The following is a 16,994-nucleotide window of genomic DNA, read 5'->3' on the forward strand; positions in this document are numbered from 1 at the left end:
TTCACATCACCGAAACAGAGCTGTATCTTGACTGATTACATTCCGCGTCTTCGCATGCTTGCCGGGCCCAATGGGTCCGGCAAGTCTTTTTTAGTGGACTCTCTCAAGCAGGAGGTTAATCTTGGCGTTATTGTGAATGCCGACGAGATTGAGGCGAAGCTCAAGGCCCAACATCGTCGGCGCACCCGAGTGCTGAATCTGCATGATTGGAGCCTGAGCTTAACTCAGCAAGACCTGGAAGCATTCGTGGTAGTAGAAAATGCTGCGTCTCAACTGCAACCGGCCTACCAGCAGCTTCAGAAACTCCGCATCGAGGAAAATGTGCTCCTGTTCACCGGCGTCAAAGTAGACTCCTACCTCGCTTCTCGCGTAGCAGAGTTCCTACGGTATGCCCTGCTAACGGCCCGGCAGTCATTCACCTTTGAAACGGTGATGTCCCATCCTTCCAAGCTCGCCTTCCTGCGCGACGCGCAAACGGCCGGATTCCGCACCTACCTTTATTTCGTTGCTACCGAGGATCCCGAAATTAACGTGGGTCGGGTGCGGGCCCGCGTTCAGAAGAAAGGCCACGACGTAGCCCGCGACAAAATTATCTCCCGCTACGCCCGCACCCTCGATTCCCTATTTGATGCCGTCCGCCTCGTGAACCGGGCCTTTATCTTCGACAACTCCTATGCGGCACCCCAGCTCATAGCTGAAATAGAGGAAGGCAAGCGCGTGGACTTCAAAACGACTTCCATCCCCGCCTGGGTGGACACGTACTTCCGTCAAAAGGCGTTGCGCAAAGCTTGATTATATTGTTCTGCAAACAACGCCAATAAAGACGCATTGACTACTTACCCCAACTTGCCGCAACAGGCCCAGCAGTTGTTTCAGATGCACTACCCTGCTTTCTCCAATGCCCTCAGCGACACGCTGCGGCCCGTGGTTCCGCAGATTCGAATTGGGTAAGTGTAGGTCATTCACTCTGCTTGTAGCAACTATTGCTACGCTTACTGTGGCCGCAACTGAGAAAATGGGCGTTTCTGCTTAGCTTGCATTAGGCATAATACCATGCTCTATAATATTTGTTAGAAATGGACAAAGGCGCACATTTTCATAACTGTGATTTTCAAGTACATACTCCTCGTGATATAAACTGGAATGGTGATAGGGCTATAACTGATGATCAGCGCAAAGCCTATTCTAATGAATTTATTCAGGCATGTAGAGATAAAAAACTAGATGCTGTTGCAATTACTGACCACCACGATTTCGCTTTCTTTAAGTATATCAAAGAAGCGTCTATTAATGAAGTCGATTCCGACGGAAACTTGATAGCTTCGGACGAAAGAATAACAGTATTCCCCGGAATTGAGCTAAGCTTATCCGTGCCTCCTTGTCAGGCATTACTTATACTTGATTCCGATTTCCCAGTAGATGCGCTTCATCGCATCTTGACTAAGCTTAGCTTGACGCCATCACCGGAGGAAGAACACAGAACAGCTAACACGGAGAGAATATCTGGTTCTATCGTAATGGGTTTGCAACATCTTTACGATATGCTTGATTCTATGGCAGAAGTAAAGGGAAGGTATATAGTTCTTCCTAATGTAAGTGAAGGAGGCAATCATACACTATTAAGAAGTGGACACGCCGATTACTACAAAAGTATGCCTTGTGTAGGTGGGTATTTAGATGGCTCAATTGAGCAATTAGGCATAGGAAGAAAAGATATTATAGATGGTAAGAATCGTGAATATGGCAATAAACCTGTTGGAATATTTCAAACGTCAGATAATAGAAGACGTGATTTCGCTAATTTAGGTTTACATACTACTTGGGCGAAATGGGCAGAACCTACTGCCGAAGCAATTAGACAAGCATGTTTAGCTAAAGAGTCAAGATTAGAGCAGCAAACTCCAGAACTACCGAGTATATTTATAGCTGAAATAATTATAACTAATTCCAAGTTTTTAGGTCCTGTTGGCATCCAATTTAATAAGCAATATAATGCTCTAATAGGAGGACGTGGCACAGGAAAATCCACCGTTTTGGAATATCTACGTTGGGGGTTATGTGATCAAGGAGTAGAATCTATGGATGAAGATGATATGGTTCCATTTCAGGTTAGAAGAAAAAGCTTAGTTGAAAAGACCCTTAAAAAATTCGATGGAGAGGTTATCATTACTCTAGAATTAAATGACATTCTGCACGTTATTAAACGTAGTTCTAAAGACCACTCTATACAGCTAAAAATAGGCAATGGCGTTTTTAATTTTGTGGATGAGTCTACCATTAGAACATTATTACCTATCCAAGCATATAGCCAAAAACAACTCAGTAGCGTTGGGGTTAGAGTAGAGGAGTTAAGAAGAATTATCGAATCACCAGTTCGAAAGGAATTACATGATATTAGCGTAAAAATTGAGGCTATTTCAGACCAGATTAAAAGCACGTATAACGAGCTTTCCAGTAAAAAGAGAGCAGAGTTAGAGAAGAGTAGATACGGATATGAAATAAGCTCCTTAACTAAGCAGATTGAAGAAATTCGCGGAGCAATATCATCTTCTGATGGTTCTGCTTACAGTAAGTTATCAGAGTTGAAATCAGGCATGGACGCTGATGCCCTCCTTATTTCCAAATGGGAAAGCCAGTTCTTAATAGTCCAGCGCTTGATGGATGATTTAAAATATCAATTATCAATATTCCCAATCGCCAAAACTGACAATCAGATGCATGGCAACGAGAAGATATTTGAAGCCTATAGTATACTTGGCAACTTAAGCCGTGTAGCCCAACATAAAATAGACGAAATGAGGTCATTATTTTCTATTGACAATATAGGCACCTATAACACTATTTTGGCCGAATGGAGAGCTACAAAACAGAAAATAGAAGGTGAGTATGAAGAGCTATCTTCTCAAGTTTCTGGAAATGTTGAGCGCATTGAGTCTTTAAAGAAAATAGAGAACCGCACTCTAGAAGTAAAGAAAATGATTGACGATACAGAAAAAGTGTTAACCAAGGTATCAAAAGCACACCAGCTGTATACTGAGTTAAAAGCTGAATGGATTAAGCTTCATCGAGATAAAATTAGCTTTTTAGCTGAGCAATGTAGTATATTTTCAGCCTTATCAAACGGAGTTATCAAAGCAGATATGGCCAAAAGTCTTGATTACCACTGCATAAAGGAAAGGCTTAAGAATTATTTTGCTGGAATGAATATTAGGGAAGCAAAGGTTAATGATATGGCTAAGGCCATATCTGATTCCACCGAGCCAATAGATTCTTGGCTAGAGTTTATGGCTGATCTTGAGAAGTTGGCAGATATATCTTCCGATGACATAAGCGATTCTCCATTACCTACAACTCCGCTTTTATCGGAAATATATGGATTTGGCGATAATGAAAGGACGCGAATCATAAAAAGTACCACAAGGCAGACATGGCTTGAATTGGCTTTAGCTGAACTAGAATTTGTTCCTATAATTAAGTATGTGACTAACGCTAGGTCTGACCAATCTATTGATTTTTCGGAAGCATCAGCAGGACAACAGGCCACAGCATTACTTAACGTACTTTTAAATCAGGATGGATACCCATTGATTATAGACCAGCCAGAAGATGACATTGATAATCGAGCAATTGATCAAATTATCAAAATGATATGGAAATCAAAAAAGAAAAGGCAATTGATATTCGCTAGCCATAATGCGAATCTCGTGGTTAATGGGGATGCTGAACTTGTTGTATGCTTCGATTACGTTAATGCGTCAGACCAATCTAGAGGTACAATCAAAGTCGAAGGAGCTATTGACAATCAGTTTATTAAGACAGAGGTTACTTCAGTTATGGAAGGAGGCGAGAAGGCATTTAAGCTTCGCAAAGAAAAATATGGCTTTTAGTTAACTGAAAAAAAGACATTTTTTAAACTTTTTGCTCACTGACATTCTGCCAAAACGTCAGCAAAACCATATCTGCACCCCGTTTGCTAAGCCTTTCGTAAAACTTCCTAACCCGAAGCACCTACTACCGACTTAGCAACCATGAACTTTAATAACTAGGCGGTGGTCTAAAGCGTGGTTTTGCTGGTCGTTTGCTTCAGGTGGCATTGCCGGTTGTGTTCGTCAATGACGAGTTGAATACGGATGCGGTGCATGGTCCGGCAGCGGCTAAAGGAACAGGATTTACGCACGAGCACGGCGCACTTTTGGCGTAGTGAACAATTGATAGCTTCCACGATACTGGTCTGGCCGCTGCCTTTGGGACTGGGCCGGTGGGCGCCGGCTGGCAATACGCCCTGGTAGGCTTCCCACTCGTCGGTGAAGTACCAGGTGCCCGTACGGTACTCGGCCGGCAAAGCGCGCCACAGGCGCCGAGCCGTCGCGCGGCCCCGGCCGCCCAACACCCAGGCCACGATGCGGCGGCTGGAGCGCTCCACGGCCAGCCAGAGCCATGTTTTGCGCTTTTTGTGGCCGACAAACGTCCACATTTCATCCAGTTCCAGCACCCGTGGCCGGCGCGGCTTGGGCCGTGGGCGCGTTGGCGCCCGCGCTTTTTTTTGCCAGTTTGGCCACCGTCATGCGCGCCACGCCCGTCAGGCGCACGATGGCCCGCTGCGAGACGCGCTCGACTAGCAGTTTTTCCACGTGGGCGTACTGCGCCGCTTTGCGCGGAGCGGCCGGGTGCAAGGCCGCTTGGTGGCGGCAGTTCAGGCACCGATACTTGGCCTTGCCGTGGCTATGGCCGTTCTTACGCAAGGCTGTGCTGCCACATTTGGCGCAGGTGAGCGTTGTTTGAAGCATCGCCTAAGGTAGCAAAACCACGCTTTAGACCACCGCCAATAACTATACCATCAAGGCGCAGGAGGCCGTGCAAAAGGCCACTGAAATCGCCGGGGGCAACCAGCAGCAGGCCATCGAAACCGGCCACCTGCTGAAGGGCCTCTTCCAGAGCGACGAGAACGTGCTGTCGTTTCTGGCCAAGAAGCTGGGCGTGAACCTGAACATCCTCACGCCCCGTCTCGATGCACTTGTGGCCGCCTACCCCAAGGTAAGCGGCGGCTCGCCCTACCTCTCCAACGATGCCGCGGCTGCCCTGCAACGCGCCACCGGCTTTCTGAAGGAGTTTGACGATGAGTACGTGTCGGTGGAGCACCTGCTGCTGGGGCTGCTGAGCGGCAAAGACGCCGTAGCCACCCTGATGAAGGATGCCGGCTTCAACGAAAAAGATCTGAAAGCCGCCATCAAAGAGCTGCGCGGGGGCCGCAAGGTCACCAGCCAGACCGCCGAAGACCAGTACCAGAGCCTCAACCGCTACGCCCGCAACCTCAACGAGCAGGTGCGCTCCGGCAAAATGGACCCAGTAATTGGCCGCGACGAGGAAATCCGCCGGGTGCTTCAGATTCTAAGCCGCCGCACCAAGAATAACCCCGTCCTGCTCGGGGAGCCGGGCGTCGGCAAAACCGCCATTGTGGAAGGCCTGGCCCAGCGCATCGTGGCCGGCGACGTGCCCGAAAACCTCAAGGACAAAACCATCATGTCCCTGGACATGGGCCTGCTCATTGCCGGCGCCAAGTACAAGGGCGAGTTTGAGGAGCGCCTCAAGTCCGTCATCAAGGAAGTAACCGACTCCGAAGGCCAGATCATCTTGTTCATCGACGAGATGCACACGCTGATCGGGGCCGGCGCGGGCGGCGAAGGCGCCATGGACGCCGCCAATCTGCTCAAGCCCGCCCTGGCCCGCGGGGAGCTGCACTCCATCGGGGCCACCACGCTCAAGGAATATCAGAAGTACATCGAGAAAGACAAGGCCCTGGAGCGCCGTTTCCAGGCCGTAATGGTGGACGAGCCCTCCGTGGAAGATGCCATCAGCATCATGCGCGGCATCAAGGAAAAGTACGAGCTGCATCACGGCGTGCGCATCACCGACGACGCCGTCATTGCCGCCGTGGAGCTGAGCAGCCGCTACATCACCGACCGTTTCCTGCCCGACAAAGCCATCGACCTCATGGACGAGGCGGCAGCAAAACTGCGTATTGAACTGAACTCCATGCCCGTGGAGCTGGACGAGGTGCAGCGCCGCATCATGCAGCTGGAAATTGAGCGCGAAGCCATCCGCCGCGAGGAAAACCACGACCGGGAGAACGTGCTCAATAAGGAAATTGCCGACCTCTCCAGCCAGCGCGACGCCCTCAAGGCCCAGTGGGAAAACGAGAAATCAGTGCTGACCAGCATTCAGGAGCAGAAAGAGGCCATTGAGCGCTTCAAGGTAGAGGCCGAACAAGCCGAACGCCAGGGCGACTACGGCCGCGTGGCGGAGTTGCGCTACGGCAAGATCCAAGAGGCCGAAGCCAAGCTCAAAGCCTTGCAGGAAGAAGCCAACGCCAACAAAGACGGCGGCTCCATGCTGCAAGAAGTGGTGACCCACGAAGACATTGCCGAAGTGGTGGCCAAGTGGACCGGCATCCCGGTAAGCAAAATGCTGCAGTCGGACCGCGAGAAGCTGTTGCACCTGGAAGAAGAGCTGGGCAAGCGCGTAGCCGGTCAGAGCGAAGCCATTGCCGCCATCAGCGACGCTGTGCGCCGCTCGCGGGCCGGCTTGCAGGACCCCAAGCGGCCGATTGGCTCGTTCATCTTCCTGGGTACTACCGGCGTGGGTAAAACCGAGCTGGCCAAGGCCCTGGCCGAGTACCTGTTCAACGACGAGAACAGCATGGTGCGCATCGACATGAGCGAGTACCAGGAGCGTCACGCCGTGTCGCGCCTCATCGGGGCGCCTCCCGGCTACGTGGGCTATGACGAAGGCGGGCAGCTTACCGAAGCCGTGCGCCGCAAGCCCTACTCGGTCATCCTGCTTGACGAAATCGAGAAGGCCCACCCCGACGTGTTCAACATCCTGCTCCAGGTACTCGACGATGGCCGCCTCACCGACAACAAAGGCCGGGTAGCGAACTTCAAGAATACCATCATCATCATGACCTCCAACACCGGCGCCGATATCATTCAGCACAATTTCAAAGAGCTGAACGAGTACAACCACGACGAAGTGGTGGACCGCACCCGCGAGGAAGTCATTGAGCGCCTCAAGCAGCACATGCGCCCCGAGTTCCTGAACCGCATCGACGAAATCGTGATGTTCCAGCCCCTGAAGCGCCGCGAAATCCGCCGCATCGTGGACATCCAGTTCCGCCAGATTCAGCAGCGCCTGGAAGAAGCCGGCATCCGCCTCGAAGCCACTGACGAGGTGCTCGACTTCCTCGGTGAGCAAGGCTTCGACCCGCAGTTTGGCGCCCGCCCGCTCAAGCGCGTGTTGCAACGCCTAGTGCTGAACGAGTTGTCGAAAGACATCCTCTCGGGCCGCGTGAGCAAGGATGCCGTGGTGGAAGCCGTGCTGGAAAATGGGCAGATTCAGTTTAATAACGTAGAAATTCCGGCTGTGGGGTAAGTTATCGATTATGAATGGGAAGGCCCCGCGGGCAGTGTGCCGGCGGGGCTTTTTTCGTAAACTTGGTCAATGAATGCACCTCCCGTTCAAACCAAAGCCGACGTCATTGGCCGACTTCAGCAGCAACAGCCGGCACTGCGGGCGCTGGGCGTGGCGCAGCTAGGCTTGTTCGGCTCGTTCGTGCGCGACGAGGCCGGACCCGACAGCGACGTGGACTTGCTGGTCGATTTTCAGGAAGGCCGCAAAACGTTTGATGGCTTCTTTGAGGTGCTTGATTTCTTGGAAAATCTGCTTGGGCGTGAAGTAGAACTGCTGACGCGGCAAGGACTTTCCAAATACATTGGCCCTCACATTATTAAGTCTACCGAATATGTCCTCTCCGCTGCCGCTTGAACGCCTGATGCACATCCGGGACGAAGTACGATTTCTACAAAACTGCCGCAACAACCTACCTGATATTGCAGCCCTCGTTACTGATGAAGTAATGAGCCGCGCCGTGGTGAAGAGTATAGAAATCATTGGCGAAGCAACTAAAAACTTGCCAGTAGAATGGCGCGAAGCGTATCCGCAAATTCAGTGGCGCAATATTGCCCGGATGCGTGACAAACTTACGCACCATTATTTTGACACGGATTTTGAGTTTGTGTGGATAGTGCTGCAAAAGCTCATTGACCCGCTAGGGGAAATCATAGCGCGGATGTTGCAAGAGTTGCCAAGTGCTTCCAAATAACCTCAGGATCAGCAGGTGCAACTGCGGGCGCTGGGGGTAGCTCGACTATGATAGCTGTAGTTAGGTAAATTGGATTATCCAATCCACCAAGTTATGTCCATTACCCTCGACCTGAACGACGAACTAGCCCAACAAGCCAAGCAGTACGCCCGGCAGCAGGGCCGCAGCCTGACAACGCTAGTGGAAGAATACTTGCGGCAGGTAACTGCTCGGCTAGCTTCTTCTAAGCCAGTGGCGCCGGCTGCTCAGGAGCTGTATGGAATTCTCTCCTTACCAGCTGATTTCGACTACAAACGCAGCGCGACGAACCGGCCTCCTAATGCGCCATTTCTTTCTGGACAATAACGTTGTGTTCGAACTACCTGGAAATGCGAGAACCGAATGGTGAAGCTGCATTAGCTTTGTTTCAGGCTGCTTACGAAGGACAGGTAACGTTGCACATATCCAGTCTGAGCTTTAGCTACGCCTTCTACACCTTGCGCAAGCAATTTGGCGCGCAGCCAGCGCGGGAGTTGTTGCGCAAGCTGGCCCAGCTGGTTGCGGTGACTACTGTAGATGCAGCGGTAGTGCAAGCCGCGCTTGCTTTGGAGTTTGCGGATATAGAGGATGCCATGCAGCACTTTGCCACCGCGGGGTTGCCGGAAGTGGAAACCCTTGTGACGGGTGACCTGAAAGGTTTTAAAGCGGGGCATTTGCGGGTACTAAGTCCACGGGAGGCGCAGCTTTTACTTAGCAAGTAGTTTCCCGCATCGTGGACATTCAGTTCCGCCAGATCCAGCAGCGCCTGGAGGCTACAACGGTGATTGTGGCTACTGTTGGTAACGTCCGCCAAATGCCTAATTGTGCGCGGCTGCCAGCAAAAGAGGCCGTGGACATAATGCCCACGGCCTCTTTTGCTGGTATTCTCAGAGTGAATTCCGTAAAATCGGCCTACAAGTAGCCACCAGATACGAGGTACTGCACGGCATCTTGCTGAGCGGCAGGCACCCCGCCCACGGCGCTGCGGGTGTGGTACTTGTTATCCTTCTTCACCAGCAGCTTGTAACTGATGTCGCGGGCGCCGGGCGAGTCGGCCATCCAGGCTTCGATGACCACCTCCGCAATGGTCATACCGTCGGGCAGAATTACGGCCCAGTTGGAGCGGCCTTTTTCGTCGCCCATCGGGTTGAGGTAGCCAATCAGTTGGCTGCCCTGCACGATTTCGGTGCGCTGGGTGCGCTTATTGTAGCTGATGGTGGCCGGGTTGCTACGCGGGCGGTCAACGGTAGCGTATTGCAGCGGCTTGGCGTTGCTCTGCTTTTCGGCTTCGGCGGCATATTTCGCCGAAAGCTTCTCAGGGTAAGCCGCCATAAAGCGCTGGATGCCTTCGGGGCTAGGCTGGCCGTCACGCATTACCTCGTTTTTCACCAGAGCCTCGGCGAGCTGCTGGGCGAAGTTCATCCCGGTTTTGCTCATTTCAACCGTTTCGCCGCCAGGCTGGAAGGTCAGGGTATAATAGAAAACCATTTCGTTGCTAGGCAGCGTGGTGGCCGTGCCTTTGGTTTTCATCACCTCTTTGTCGTCGAGCGTGAGCAAAGTAAACTCCCGCATCAGCATACTCCCCGACTTGACGAGTTTGGCGTACGGTTTTTTGTCGACGGTGATGACGTCGCCTTTGAAGCTCACGTTCTGCGCCTGGGCAGTTAGGGCCCACACGGCCATCAGCAGCGTGGTGATGCCGGCACGCAGGGCGTGGCGGGTACGGGTACTGGACTTCATGAAATGAGATGTGAAATATGGATATGAAACAAAATGTGAAACAGCAATAGCTCAGCGGGCGGCCCCTACCCAATTATCATTCCTACTCTTTTTGCCCGCCTGCACGAACGGCCCGTACGGGCCTTGAAAGCGACGCACAAACCTCGTCATTTTCATTCATCTTGTGCCTAGCCCGCCCAGATGCTGTTACCAGCTGACTATCCTGTATTTGCCCGGCCGGCGCTGTCGGGCTTTCCATAATAACCGAATACCTGAATACTAGTAGCTTTACCCGATGCTCTCCGTTTTTCAGACCTACCTTCAGCTCGGGTTTCATCACATATTTAACCTGCAGGCCTACGACCACCTCGTGTTCCTACTGGCCTTGTGTGCCCCGTACGTGTTGCAGGATTGGCGGCGGGTGGTGGCCCTGGTGACTAGCTTCACGGTGGGCCACTCCATCACGCTGGCCCTGGCTACGCTGGGCTTTGTGCGGTATAACGCCCAGCTGATTGAGCTGCTGATTCCGATTACTATTCTGCTGACTTGCCTGGTCAACCTGGCCCAGGCCGGCAAGGCCAGTGCGCGCCCCGTGAGCCGGCGCCAGCCCGATTTCGTCATTCTGAACCTGCCCAACCTGCTGGCGGCGGGCTTCGGTCTGGTTCACGGCCTGGGCTTTTCCAACTATCTGCGCGAGCTGCTGGGGCGCCAAAATCGCCTGGCCCTGGAGCTGCTCAGCTTCAACTTGGGTGTAGAGCTGGGCCAACTGCTCATCGTTTCGCTTATTCTGCTACTGGGCTTTGTGCTGCTTCGGGTGCTGCAAGTAGCCCGCCGCGACTGGCTGCTGGTTACCAGCGGGGCGGCGCTGGGCATTGCGGTGGTATTGCTCCTGGCTCAGCTGCGCTAGCAGCCGCACTCCGCGGAACGGAAGCCTTGAAGTTTGGCGTTTCGGGCGGGCTGCGGGTGCAGCTTTGGCTACAGCGGCTGCGTCTTTTCCGGCCTCGCATCCCACCGGATGCGTATCTTCGCTGCTTTCCTGTTCAGACCTCTTTTCTCCTTCTTCTTCACGGCATGATGAAGACCTTTTTGTGGGCAGCCAGCCTGGCTGCGCTGCTGGCCGGGCCGGCGCTGGCCCAAAACACCAATTCCGGCACCGACAAGTTTGCTCAGCTGGAAACCCTGCTGCCCACGCCCAACTCCTACCGCACCGCTTCGGGCGCGCCCGGCACCGACTACTGGCAGCAGCGCGCCGACTACAGCATCCGGGTACGGCTGGACGACGACAAGCAGGCCATCAGCGGCGACGAGGACATTACCTACACCAACCTCTCGCCCGACGTGCTGACCTACCTCTGGGTGCAGCTCGACCAGAATATCCTGGACAAAAACTCCATTACCACCGCCACCCAAACCGGGCAGATTCAGGACCGGATGCCGTTTCAGGCGCTGGATTATCTGGTGCGCAGCGACTTTGACGGGGGCTTTAAGATTGCCGAGGTGAAGCTGAAGGGCGGCAAGGCCCTGCCCTACGTCGTCAACCACACTATGATGCGCGTGGACCTGCCCACGCCCCTGCGGCCCAAGCAGGCCGTCACGTTCAGCATCCGGTGGAGCTACAACATCAACGACCAGCTCAAGTTCGTTCAGCGCAGCGGCTACGAATACTTCCCGGAGGACAAAAACTACCTCTACGAAATTGCCCAGTTCTACCCGCGCATGGCCGTGTACTCCGACAACCAAGGCTGGCAGCACAAGCAGTTTCTAGGCAATGGGGAGTTTGCTCTGCCCTTCGGGGACTACCGCGTGAGCATCACCGTGCCCGCCGACCACGTGGTGGGCGCCACGGGCGTGCTGCAAAACCCCACCGAAGTGCTCAGCGGCGCCCAGCGCCAGCGCTTGGAGCAAGCCAAAACCGCCAAGCGCCCCGTGCTGATTGTGGCCCCGGAGGAAGCCGAGCAGGCCGAGAAGGGCCGGGCCAAGGGCACCAAAACCTGGACCTACGCCGCCCGCAACGTGCGCGACTTTGCCTGGGCGTCTAGCCGCAAGTTTATCTGGGATGCCATGCAGATTCGGCAGGACGGCAAGCCGGTGCTGTGCATGAGCTACTACCCCAAGGAAGGCAACCCGCTCTGGGGCAAGTACTCCACCGAAGTGGTGGCCCACACCATCAAGACCTACTCCAAGTACACCATCCCCTACGAGTACCCGGTGGCTATTTCGGTGCACGGGCCGGTGGGCGGCATGGAGTACCCCATGATTTGCTTCAACGGCGGCCGCCCCGAGAAAGACGGCACCTACTCCGCCGACCGGAAATACGGGATGATTTCGGTGATTATTCACGAGGTGGGGCACAACTTCTTCCCCATGATTGTGAATTCCGACGAGCGGCAGTGGACCTGGATGGACGAGGGCCTGAATTCCTTCGTGCAGTTTCTGAGTGAGCAGGAATGGGAGCGAAACTACCCTTCGCGCCGCGGCGAGCCAGCCAAGATGGTGGACTACATGCGCACGGCCGCCAACCTGCAAAACCCGATTATGACCAACTCGGAGTCTGTTTTGCAGCTCGGCAACAACGCCTACGGCAAGCCCGCCACTGGCCTCAACATCCTGCGCGAGACCATCATGGGCCGGCAGCTGTTCGACTACGCCTTCAAGGAATATGCCCGCCGCTGGGCCTACAAGCACCCCACGCCCGCCGACTTCTTCCGGACCATGGAAGACGCCTCGGGTGTAGACCTAGACTGGTTCTGGCGCGGCTGGTTTTACACCACCGAGCACACCGACCTGGTCATCGACGGCGTGAAGTGGTACACGGTGGACTCCAAGAACCCCGAAATTGAAAACGCCCGCAAGCGGGAGCTGATCAACAAGGCCCCGCAGAGCATTTCGCAGCAGCGCAACCTCCAGGACATTCCGCGCACGCTGGTGGATGAGAAGCCGGAGCTGAAGGACTTCTACAACTCCTACGACCCGCTGGCCACCACCGACGCCGACCGGCAACGCTACCAGCAGTTTGTGCAGAAGCTGACGCCCGAGCAACAAAAGCGCCTGAGCGCCGGCCTGCATTTCTACGAGGTCAGCCTCAAAAACAAGGGCGGCCTCACCATGCCCGTCATCGTGCAGATGACTTATGAGGATGGCAAACAGGAAGTGGTAAACATTCCGGCCGAAATCTGGCGGCGCAACAACGCCGAAGTCACCAAGGTGTTTGTCACCGAAAAGCCCGTGGTGAGCTTCGTGCTGGACCCTTTCCAGCAAACCGCCGACACCGACCTGGGCAACAACGCCTGGCCCCAGCGGGCCGTGCCCTCGCGCTTCGAGCTGTTCGAGATGCAGCAGCGCCCCCAGCCCAACCCCATGCAGCAGCGCAATGCCGCCCAGCAGCCCGCCGGCACCGGCAGCAGCTCAGGCGGCGGGACCAACTAGCTCGTCATTCCGAGCAGAGCGACGAATCTGAGTTGACCACAACGAAAGCCCCGGACGCTTCGGCATCCGGGGCTTTTGCGTAATTTGAAAAGCAAACCTCACCGCTATGAGCATTAACTGGCGCGACCGTATCCACTCCGACCCGGCTATTCTGCTGGGCAAGCCGGTGATTAAGGGCACCCGCATTTCGGTGGAGCTGCTGCTGAACTGGCTTGCCAACGGCTGGACAGAGACCGAAATATTTGAGAGCTATCCACACATCACCCGCGAAGACCTGCAAGCCATGTTTGCCTTTTTAGCTGAGATGAATCAGCAGGCACTTGGAGTTCCGGCCGATTCCTCTGTACGACAGTCAGCTTAATAATGCAGTTGCTTACAGACGAGAACTTTCCACTGACTAGTGTGAGGTTGTTGCGGCAAGCGGGGTACGATGTACTGGCTATTCAAGAGAGTAATCCTGGAATAGCTAATATAACTGTGTTAGCTTAGGCTGTAGCCGAAAGCCGAATTCTTCTCACGTTTGACCGTGATTATGGTGAGTTGATATATCGTCACCGGGGGCCTGCTCCGCCAGCTATCCTGTATTTTCGGTGAGGTCCGTACACTGCAAACGAACTGGCACAGGCCGTCCTTTCTATATTAAAAGGCTCGCCAACCGATTTATTAGGCCATTTCGTTATTCTCACTCCTCAAAGCGTTCGGCGTAAACCTCTACCTTAACTTTCATTCTATGGGAATTCTCGACGGCCTCCTGGGCAATGCCTCCGAAAGCGACGCCCAAACCATTCAGCTCGAACTCAGCCAGCTGCTCGCGCCCGGCGAAACCGTGCGCGGCGCCTACGCCGTTATCCGCGACCTGCTGGTGTTTACCACCAAACGCCTGATTCTGGTGGACAAGCAGGGCGTAACGGGCAAGAAGCGGGAGTACGTGAGCATCCCGTACCGCAGCGTCGAGCGGTTCTCGATGGAGACGACCGGCCACTTTGACCTAGACGCGGAGCTGAAAATTTGGGTGCGGGGGCAAGCGGACCCCATCAGCAAGAGCTTCCGCAACGACAAAGCCATTCACGACGTGTACCGCGCGCTGAGCGAGTATGCGCTATAAAGCAACGACCCCGAAGTATAACTACGGGGTCGTTGCTTTCACGGGGTTTTCTGCTCTACCCGCCTACCACCGGCGCATCGGGTGCAGGTACCGAGGGATTGTACTGAGGAGTGGAGGTTTGCTGCTCGGCTTTGCGCTTACCAGGCGCATCTTTCACGTCATTGCGCTTGTAGGGGCGGATGATGAGGCGCAGGGCTTTGTCGGAGCTGAAGTAGCTGATGGCCCAGCCCACCAGCGTCACGGCCTTGTTGCGGAAGCCTACCAGCGTCATCAAGTGCACGAACAGCCAAGTCAGCCAGCCCAGAAAGCCACCGAAGTGCCGGTCGCCGGGCAGGTCGACCACCGCGCGGTTGCGGCCTACGATGGCCATGCTGCCCTTGTTGAAGTATTTGAACGGCTTCAGTGCCTCGCCGGCCAGCAGGCGTTTGAAGTTATCGGCCAGCTGCTCAGCTTGCTGAATAGCTACGGGTGCCAGCATGGGGTAGCCGCGGGGCATTTCGTCGGTTGCCATATTGGCCACGTCGCCAATGGCGTACACGTTGGAGAAGCCCACCACGCGGTTCACGGTGTCCACGTTGATGCGCTTGTTGCGAGCTACCACCTGTTCGGGCAAGCCCTGTACGGCGGCGCCGTTCACGCCGGCGGCCCAAATCAGGTTTTCAGTGCGAATAAACTCAGTGTCCGACACATAGGCCTTGCAGTCCTCGAACCGCTTCACCGACGTGTTCAGGCGCACATGAATGCCCATTTCTTCGAGGTATTCCTTGGCTTTTTCCTGAGCGTATTTCGACATGGGCCCCAGCACCTCGGCCCCGGCTTCGACCAGGTAGATTTCCATCTTCTTCAGGTCCAGCTCGGGGTAGTCTTTGGGCAGCACATCCTTGCGCATCTCGGCCAGGGAACCGCAGATTTCGACGCCCGTGGGGCCACCACCTACCACTACCACGTTCATCAGGGCCTGGCGGGCGCCGGGGTCGGAAGTGAGCAGGGCCTTCTCGAAGTTCTGGAACAGGTAGCTCCGCAGGTTCAGGGCATTAGGAATGCTCTTGATTTGCATGGCATTACGCTCAATGCTTTCCAGCCCGAAGAAGTTGGTGAGTGAGCCGGTAGCAATGACGAGATGGTCGTAGCGAATGTCGCCGATGTTGGTCACGACCGTGTTCCGGTCGGGGTCGACGCGCTGCACGTCGGCCATGCGGTAGAAGAAGTTCTGCTGGCCGGCGAAGATTTTGCGGATGGGGTAGGCAATACTGTCGGCTTCCAGGGCACCGGTGGCCACCTGGTACAGCAGGGGTTGGAAGTTGTGGTAGTTGTTACGGTCGATGACGACCACCTGCACGGGCGCGTCGGCCAGGTCTTTGGCCAGCCGGAGCCCGGCAAAACCGCACCCAATAATAACGATGCGGGGCTGGGAGGTAACCGGAAGATTGGTATCCATACAAGGAAAAGCGCGGGCCGCCCGCGGCGGCGTGCTACGGCAACAGTGCCAAAAATTCTGTACAGAAAAACCGCCGCACAGGTTTCCTTTTTTACTCGAGGTGAGTGGTGATGAAGTGATGAGGTGACAAATAGAACGGTCATGCTGAGCTTGTCGAAGCATCTCGCGTGCTGACGTTGTGGTGGTCTTGTCCTGCTGAGCTTACCGAAGCATCTCTACCGCTCCATCCTCACGATTGAGATTAGCCCGCGGTAGAGATGCTTCGACTTCGCCTCCGGCTGCGCGGACGCCAGATGAAGCATAACGGTCTTCCTGTCACTACTCACCACCTCACCATTCACCTCATCACCTCAACTAATAATCCTCCCCTTCTTTCTTCTTGAACTCGCCGTTTTTCACTTGCTTAATCAGCTGTAGCCAGCTGAAGGGGTTAAGCAAGGGGTTGTTGGTGTAGGGGTTGGGAGCCGTGCCCATGCGGCGCTGCTGGTCGAGCTGCTGGCTTTGCAAGGTTTGGCGGTAGTTGCCCATGCTCGTCACGGGCGCATTGTTGAAGATGCGGCGCATGATCTGCTCGTTCAGGTTGTCGGCGGCAGACGAGCCGCGCTCCTTGGGCAGCTTCAGGGCCAGAAAGGCCTGTTTGAACTCCTTTTCGGTGGCGTAGGGGAAGATGCGGATTTCGGGCAGCACGGTGGCATCTTCCTTGAGCTGCACAATGACCGAATAGCTCTGGCGCGGATAGTCAGGCGGAATAACGACGTACTGGTTGCGGTAGCCGAGGCTGCGAATCACGATACTGTCGCCGGCCAGCACGGGCAGGGAGAAGTAGCCGTAAGCATTGGTGGCGGTGCCGCGGCCGGCTTTGGGCACAAACACAGCTGCGCCCGGCACGCCCAGCAGCGAGTCGCCGGTGGCCACGATGCCGGTGAACTGCACCACCCGGCGCTGCCCCTGGGCCACGGCCCGGCCGGGCGCCAGCAGCCCCAGGGCTACGGCCAGCACAACCAGCAGCAGCCACCCCGAAAAATAAACGCGAATCTTAGCAGACATACAAGGCATTACGGACTACAAACATACGGCACTTTCGGGGCCGCTACCGGGTTTGACGTAAATTCGGGCCGGCCTACCCCAGG

Annotated in this window: 16 protein-coding genes and 1 pseudogene; 12 read left to right on the plus strand and 5 right to left on the minus strand. The window is 54.9% G+C overall.

From position 1 onward, the window contains the following. Positions 1–93: 93 nt before the first annotated feature. A complete protein-coding gene (locus tag OIS53_RS11330) occupies positions 94–792 on the plus strand; it encodes a zeta toxin family protein (RefSeq protein ID WP_264678685.1) in 699 nt (232 codons plus the stop codon). Between the two features lie 284 nt (positions 793–1,076). Then, positions 1,077–3,887 carry a TrlF family AAA-like ATPase gene (locus tag OIS53_RS11335; RefSeq protein ID WP_264678686.1) on the plus strand — a complete coding sequence of 937 codons (2,811 nt, stop codon included), beginning with the start codon at positions 1,077–1,079 and terminating at the stop codon, positions 3,885–3,887. A 167-nt stretch (positions 3,888–4,054) separates the two neighbouring features. Here OIS53_RS11335 and OIS53_RS11340 read toward each other — a convergent pair whose 3' ends face one another. Continuing rightward, complete coding sequence (locus tag OIS53_RS11340) at positions 4,055–4,492, minus strand: IS1 family transposase (protein WP_264678687.1); 438 nt, start codon at positions 4,490–4,492, stop codon at positions 4,055–4,057. Beyond that, entirely contained in the window at positions 4,476–4,787 is a 312-nt protein-coding gene (locus OIS53_RS11345; RefSeq protein WP_264678688.1) for an IS1/IS1595 family N-terminal zinc-binding domain-containing protein, read from the minus strand. Before OIS53_RS11345 ends, OIS53_RS11340 begins: the two co-directional genes overlap by 17 nt. A gap of 49 nt (positions 4,788–4,836) precedes the next feature. Here OIS53_RS11345 and clpB point away from each other — a divergent pair, with 49 nt between their 5' ends. From clpB to OIS53_RS11370, 5 genes are all read left to right on the plus strand, one after another. Next, complete coding sequence (gene clpB / locus OIS53_RS11350) at positions 4,837–7,428, plus strand: ATP-dependent chaperone ClpB (RefSeq protein ID WP_264682346.1); 2,592 nt, start codon at positions 4,837–4,839, stop codon at positions 7,426–7,428. A 69-nt stretch (positions 7,429–7,497) separates the two neighbouring features. Continuing rightward, entirely contained in the window at positions 7,498–7,821 is a 324-nt protein-coding gene (locus tag OIS53_RS11355) for a nucleotidyltransferase family protein (protein ID WP_264678689.1), read from the plus strand. Then, positions 7,799–8,158: a HepT-like ribonuclease domain-containing protein gene (locus tag OIS53_RS11360; protein ID WP_264678690.1), complete on the plus strand. Its 360-nt coding sequence runs from the start codon at positions 7,799–7,801 to the stop codon at positions 8,156–8,158. Before OIS53_RS11355 ends, OIS53_RS11360 begins: the two co-directional genes overlap by 23 nt. A gap of 93 nt (positions 8,159–8,251) precedes the next feature. Beyond that, positions 8,252–8,503, plus strand: a complete 252-nt coding sequence (locus OIS53_RS11365; RefSeq protein WP_264678691.1) for a DUF6364 family protein — start codon at positions 8,252–8,254, stop codon at positions 8,501–8,503. A gap of 23 nt (positions 8,504–8,526) precedes the next feature. Beyond that, entirely contained in the window at positions 8,527–8,898 is a 372-nt protein-coding gene (locus OIS53_RS11370) for a PIN domain-containing protein (protein WP_264678692.1), read from the plus strand. A gap of 190 nt (positions 8,899–9,088) precedes the next feature. Here the strand turns inward: OIS53_RS11370 and OIS53_RS11375 are convergent, their stop codons facing one another. Then, positions 9,089–9,916: a hypothetical protein gene (locus tag OIS53_RS11375; RefSeq protein ID WP_264678693.1), complete on the minus strand. Its 828-nt coding sequence runs from the start codon at positions 9,914–9,916 to the stop codon at positions 9,089–9,091. A gap of 274 nt (positions 9,917–10,190) precedes the next feature. Here OIS53_RS11375 and OIS53_RS11380 point away from each other — a divergent pair, with 274 nt between their 5' ends. The 5 genes and pseudogenes from OIS53_RS11380 to OIS53_RS11395 all read left to right on the plus strand — a co-directional run bounded on the left by OIS53_RS11380 (position 10,191) and on the right by OIS53_RS11395 (position 14,426). Further along, positions 10,191–10,802, plus strand: a complete 612-nt coding sequence (locus OIS53_RS11380) for a HupE/UreJ family protein (RefSeq protein WP_264678694.1) — start codon at positions 10,191–10,193, stop codon at positions 10,800–10,802. A gap of 164 nt (positions 10,803–10,966) precedes the next feature. Beyond that, a complete protein-coding gene (locus OIS53_RS11385) occupies positions 10,967–13,321 on the plus strand; it encodes a M1 family metallopeptidase (RefSeq protein WP_413775159.1) in 2,355 nt (784 codons plus the stop codon). A gap of 106 nt (positions 13,322–13,427) precedes the next feature. Continuing rightward, entirely contained in the window at positions 13,428–13,682 is a 255-nt protein-coding gene (locus OIS53_RS11390) for a DUF433 domain-containing protein (RefSeq protein ID WP_319805455.1), read from the plus strand. Between the two features lie 2 nt (positions 13,683–13,684). Next, a pseudogene (locus OIS53_RS20500) lies at positions 13,685–13,915 on the plus strand (DUF5615 family PIN-like protein). Positions 13,916–14,051: 136 nt separating this feature from the next. Further along, positions 14,052–14,426 (plus strand): PH domain-containing protein, encoded by a 375-nt coding sequence (locus OIS53_RS11395; protein WP_264678695.1) that lies wholly within the window; start codon positions 14,052–14,054, stop codon positions 14,424–14,426. A gap of 55 nt (positions 14,427–14,481) precedes the next feature. Here the strand turns inward: OIS53_RS11395 and OIS53_RS11400 are convergent, their stop codons facing one another. Together OIS53_RS11400 and OIS53_RS11405 are read right to left on the minus strand one after the other, a co-directional pair. Then, complete coding sequence (locus OIS53_RS11400; protein WP_264678696.1) at positions 14,482–15,864, minus strand: NAD(P)/FAD-dependent oxidoreductase; 1,383 nt, start codon at positions 15,862–15,864, stop codon at positions 14,482–14,484. Between the two features lie 354 nt (positions 15,865–16,218). After that, a complete protein-coding gene (locus OIS53_RS11405; protein ID WP_264678697.1) occupies positions 16,219–16,911 on the minus strand; it encodes a carboxypeptidase-like regulatory domain-containing protein in 693 nt (230 codons plus the stop codon). Between the last annotated feature and the right edge of the window lie 83 nt (positions 16,912–16,994).

Origin of the sequence: Hymenobacter sp. YIM 151500-1, from assembly GCF_025979885.1 — a bacterium.
Taxonomy (GTDB): domain Bacteria; phylum Bacteroidota; class Bacteroidia; order Cytophagales; family Hymenobacteraceae; genus Hymenobacter.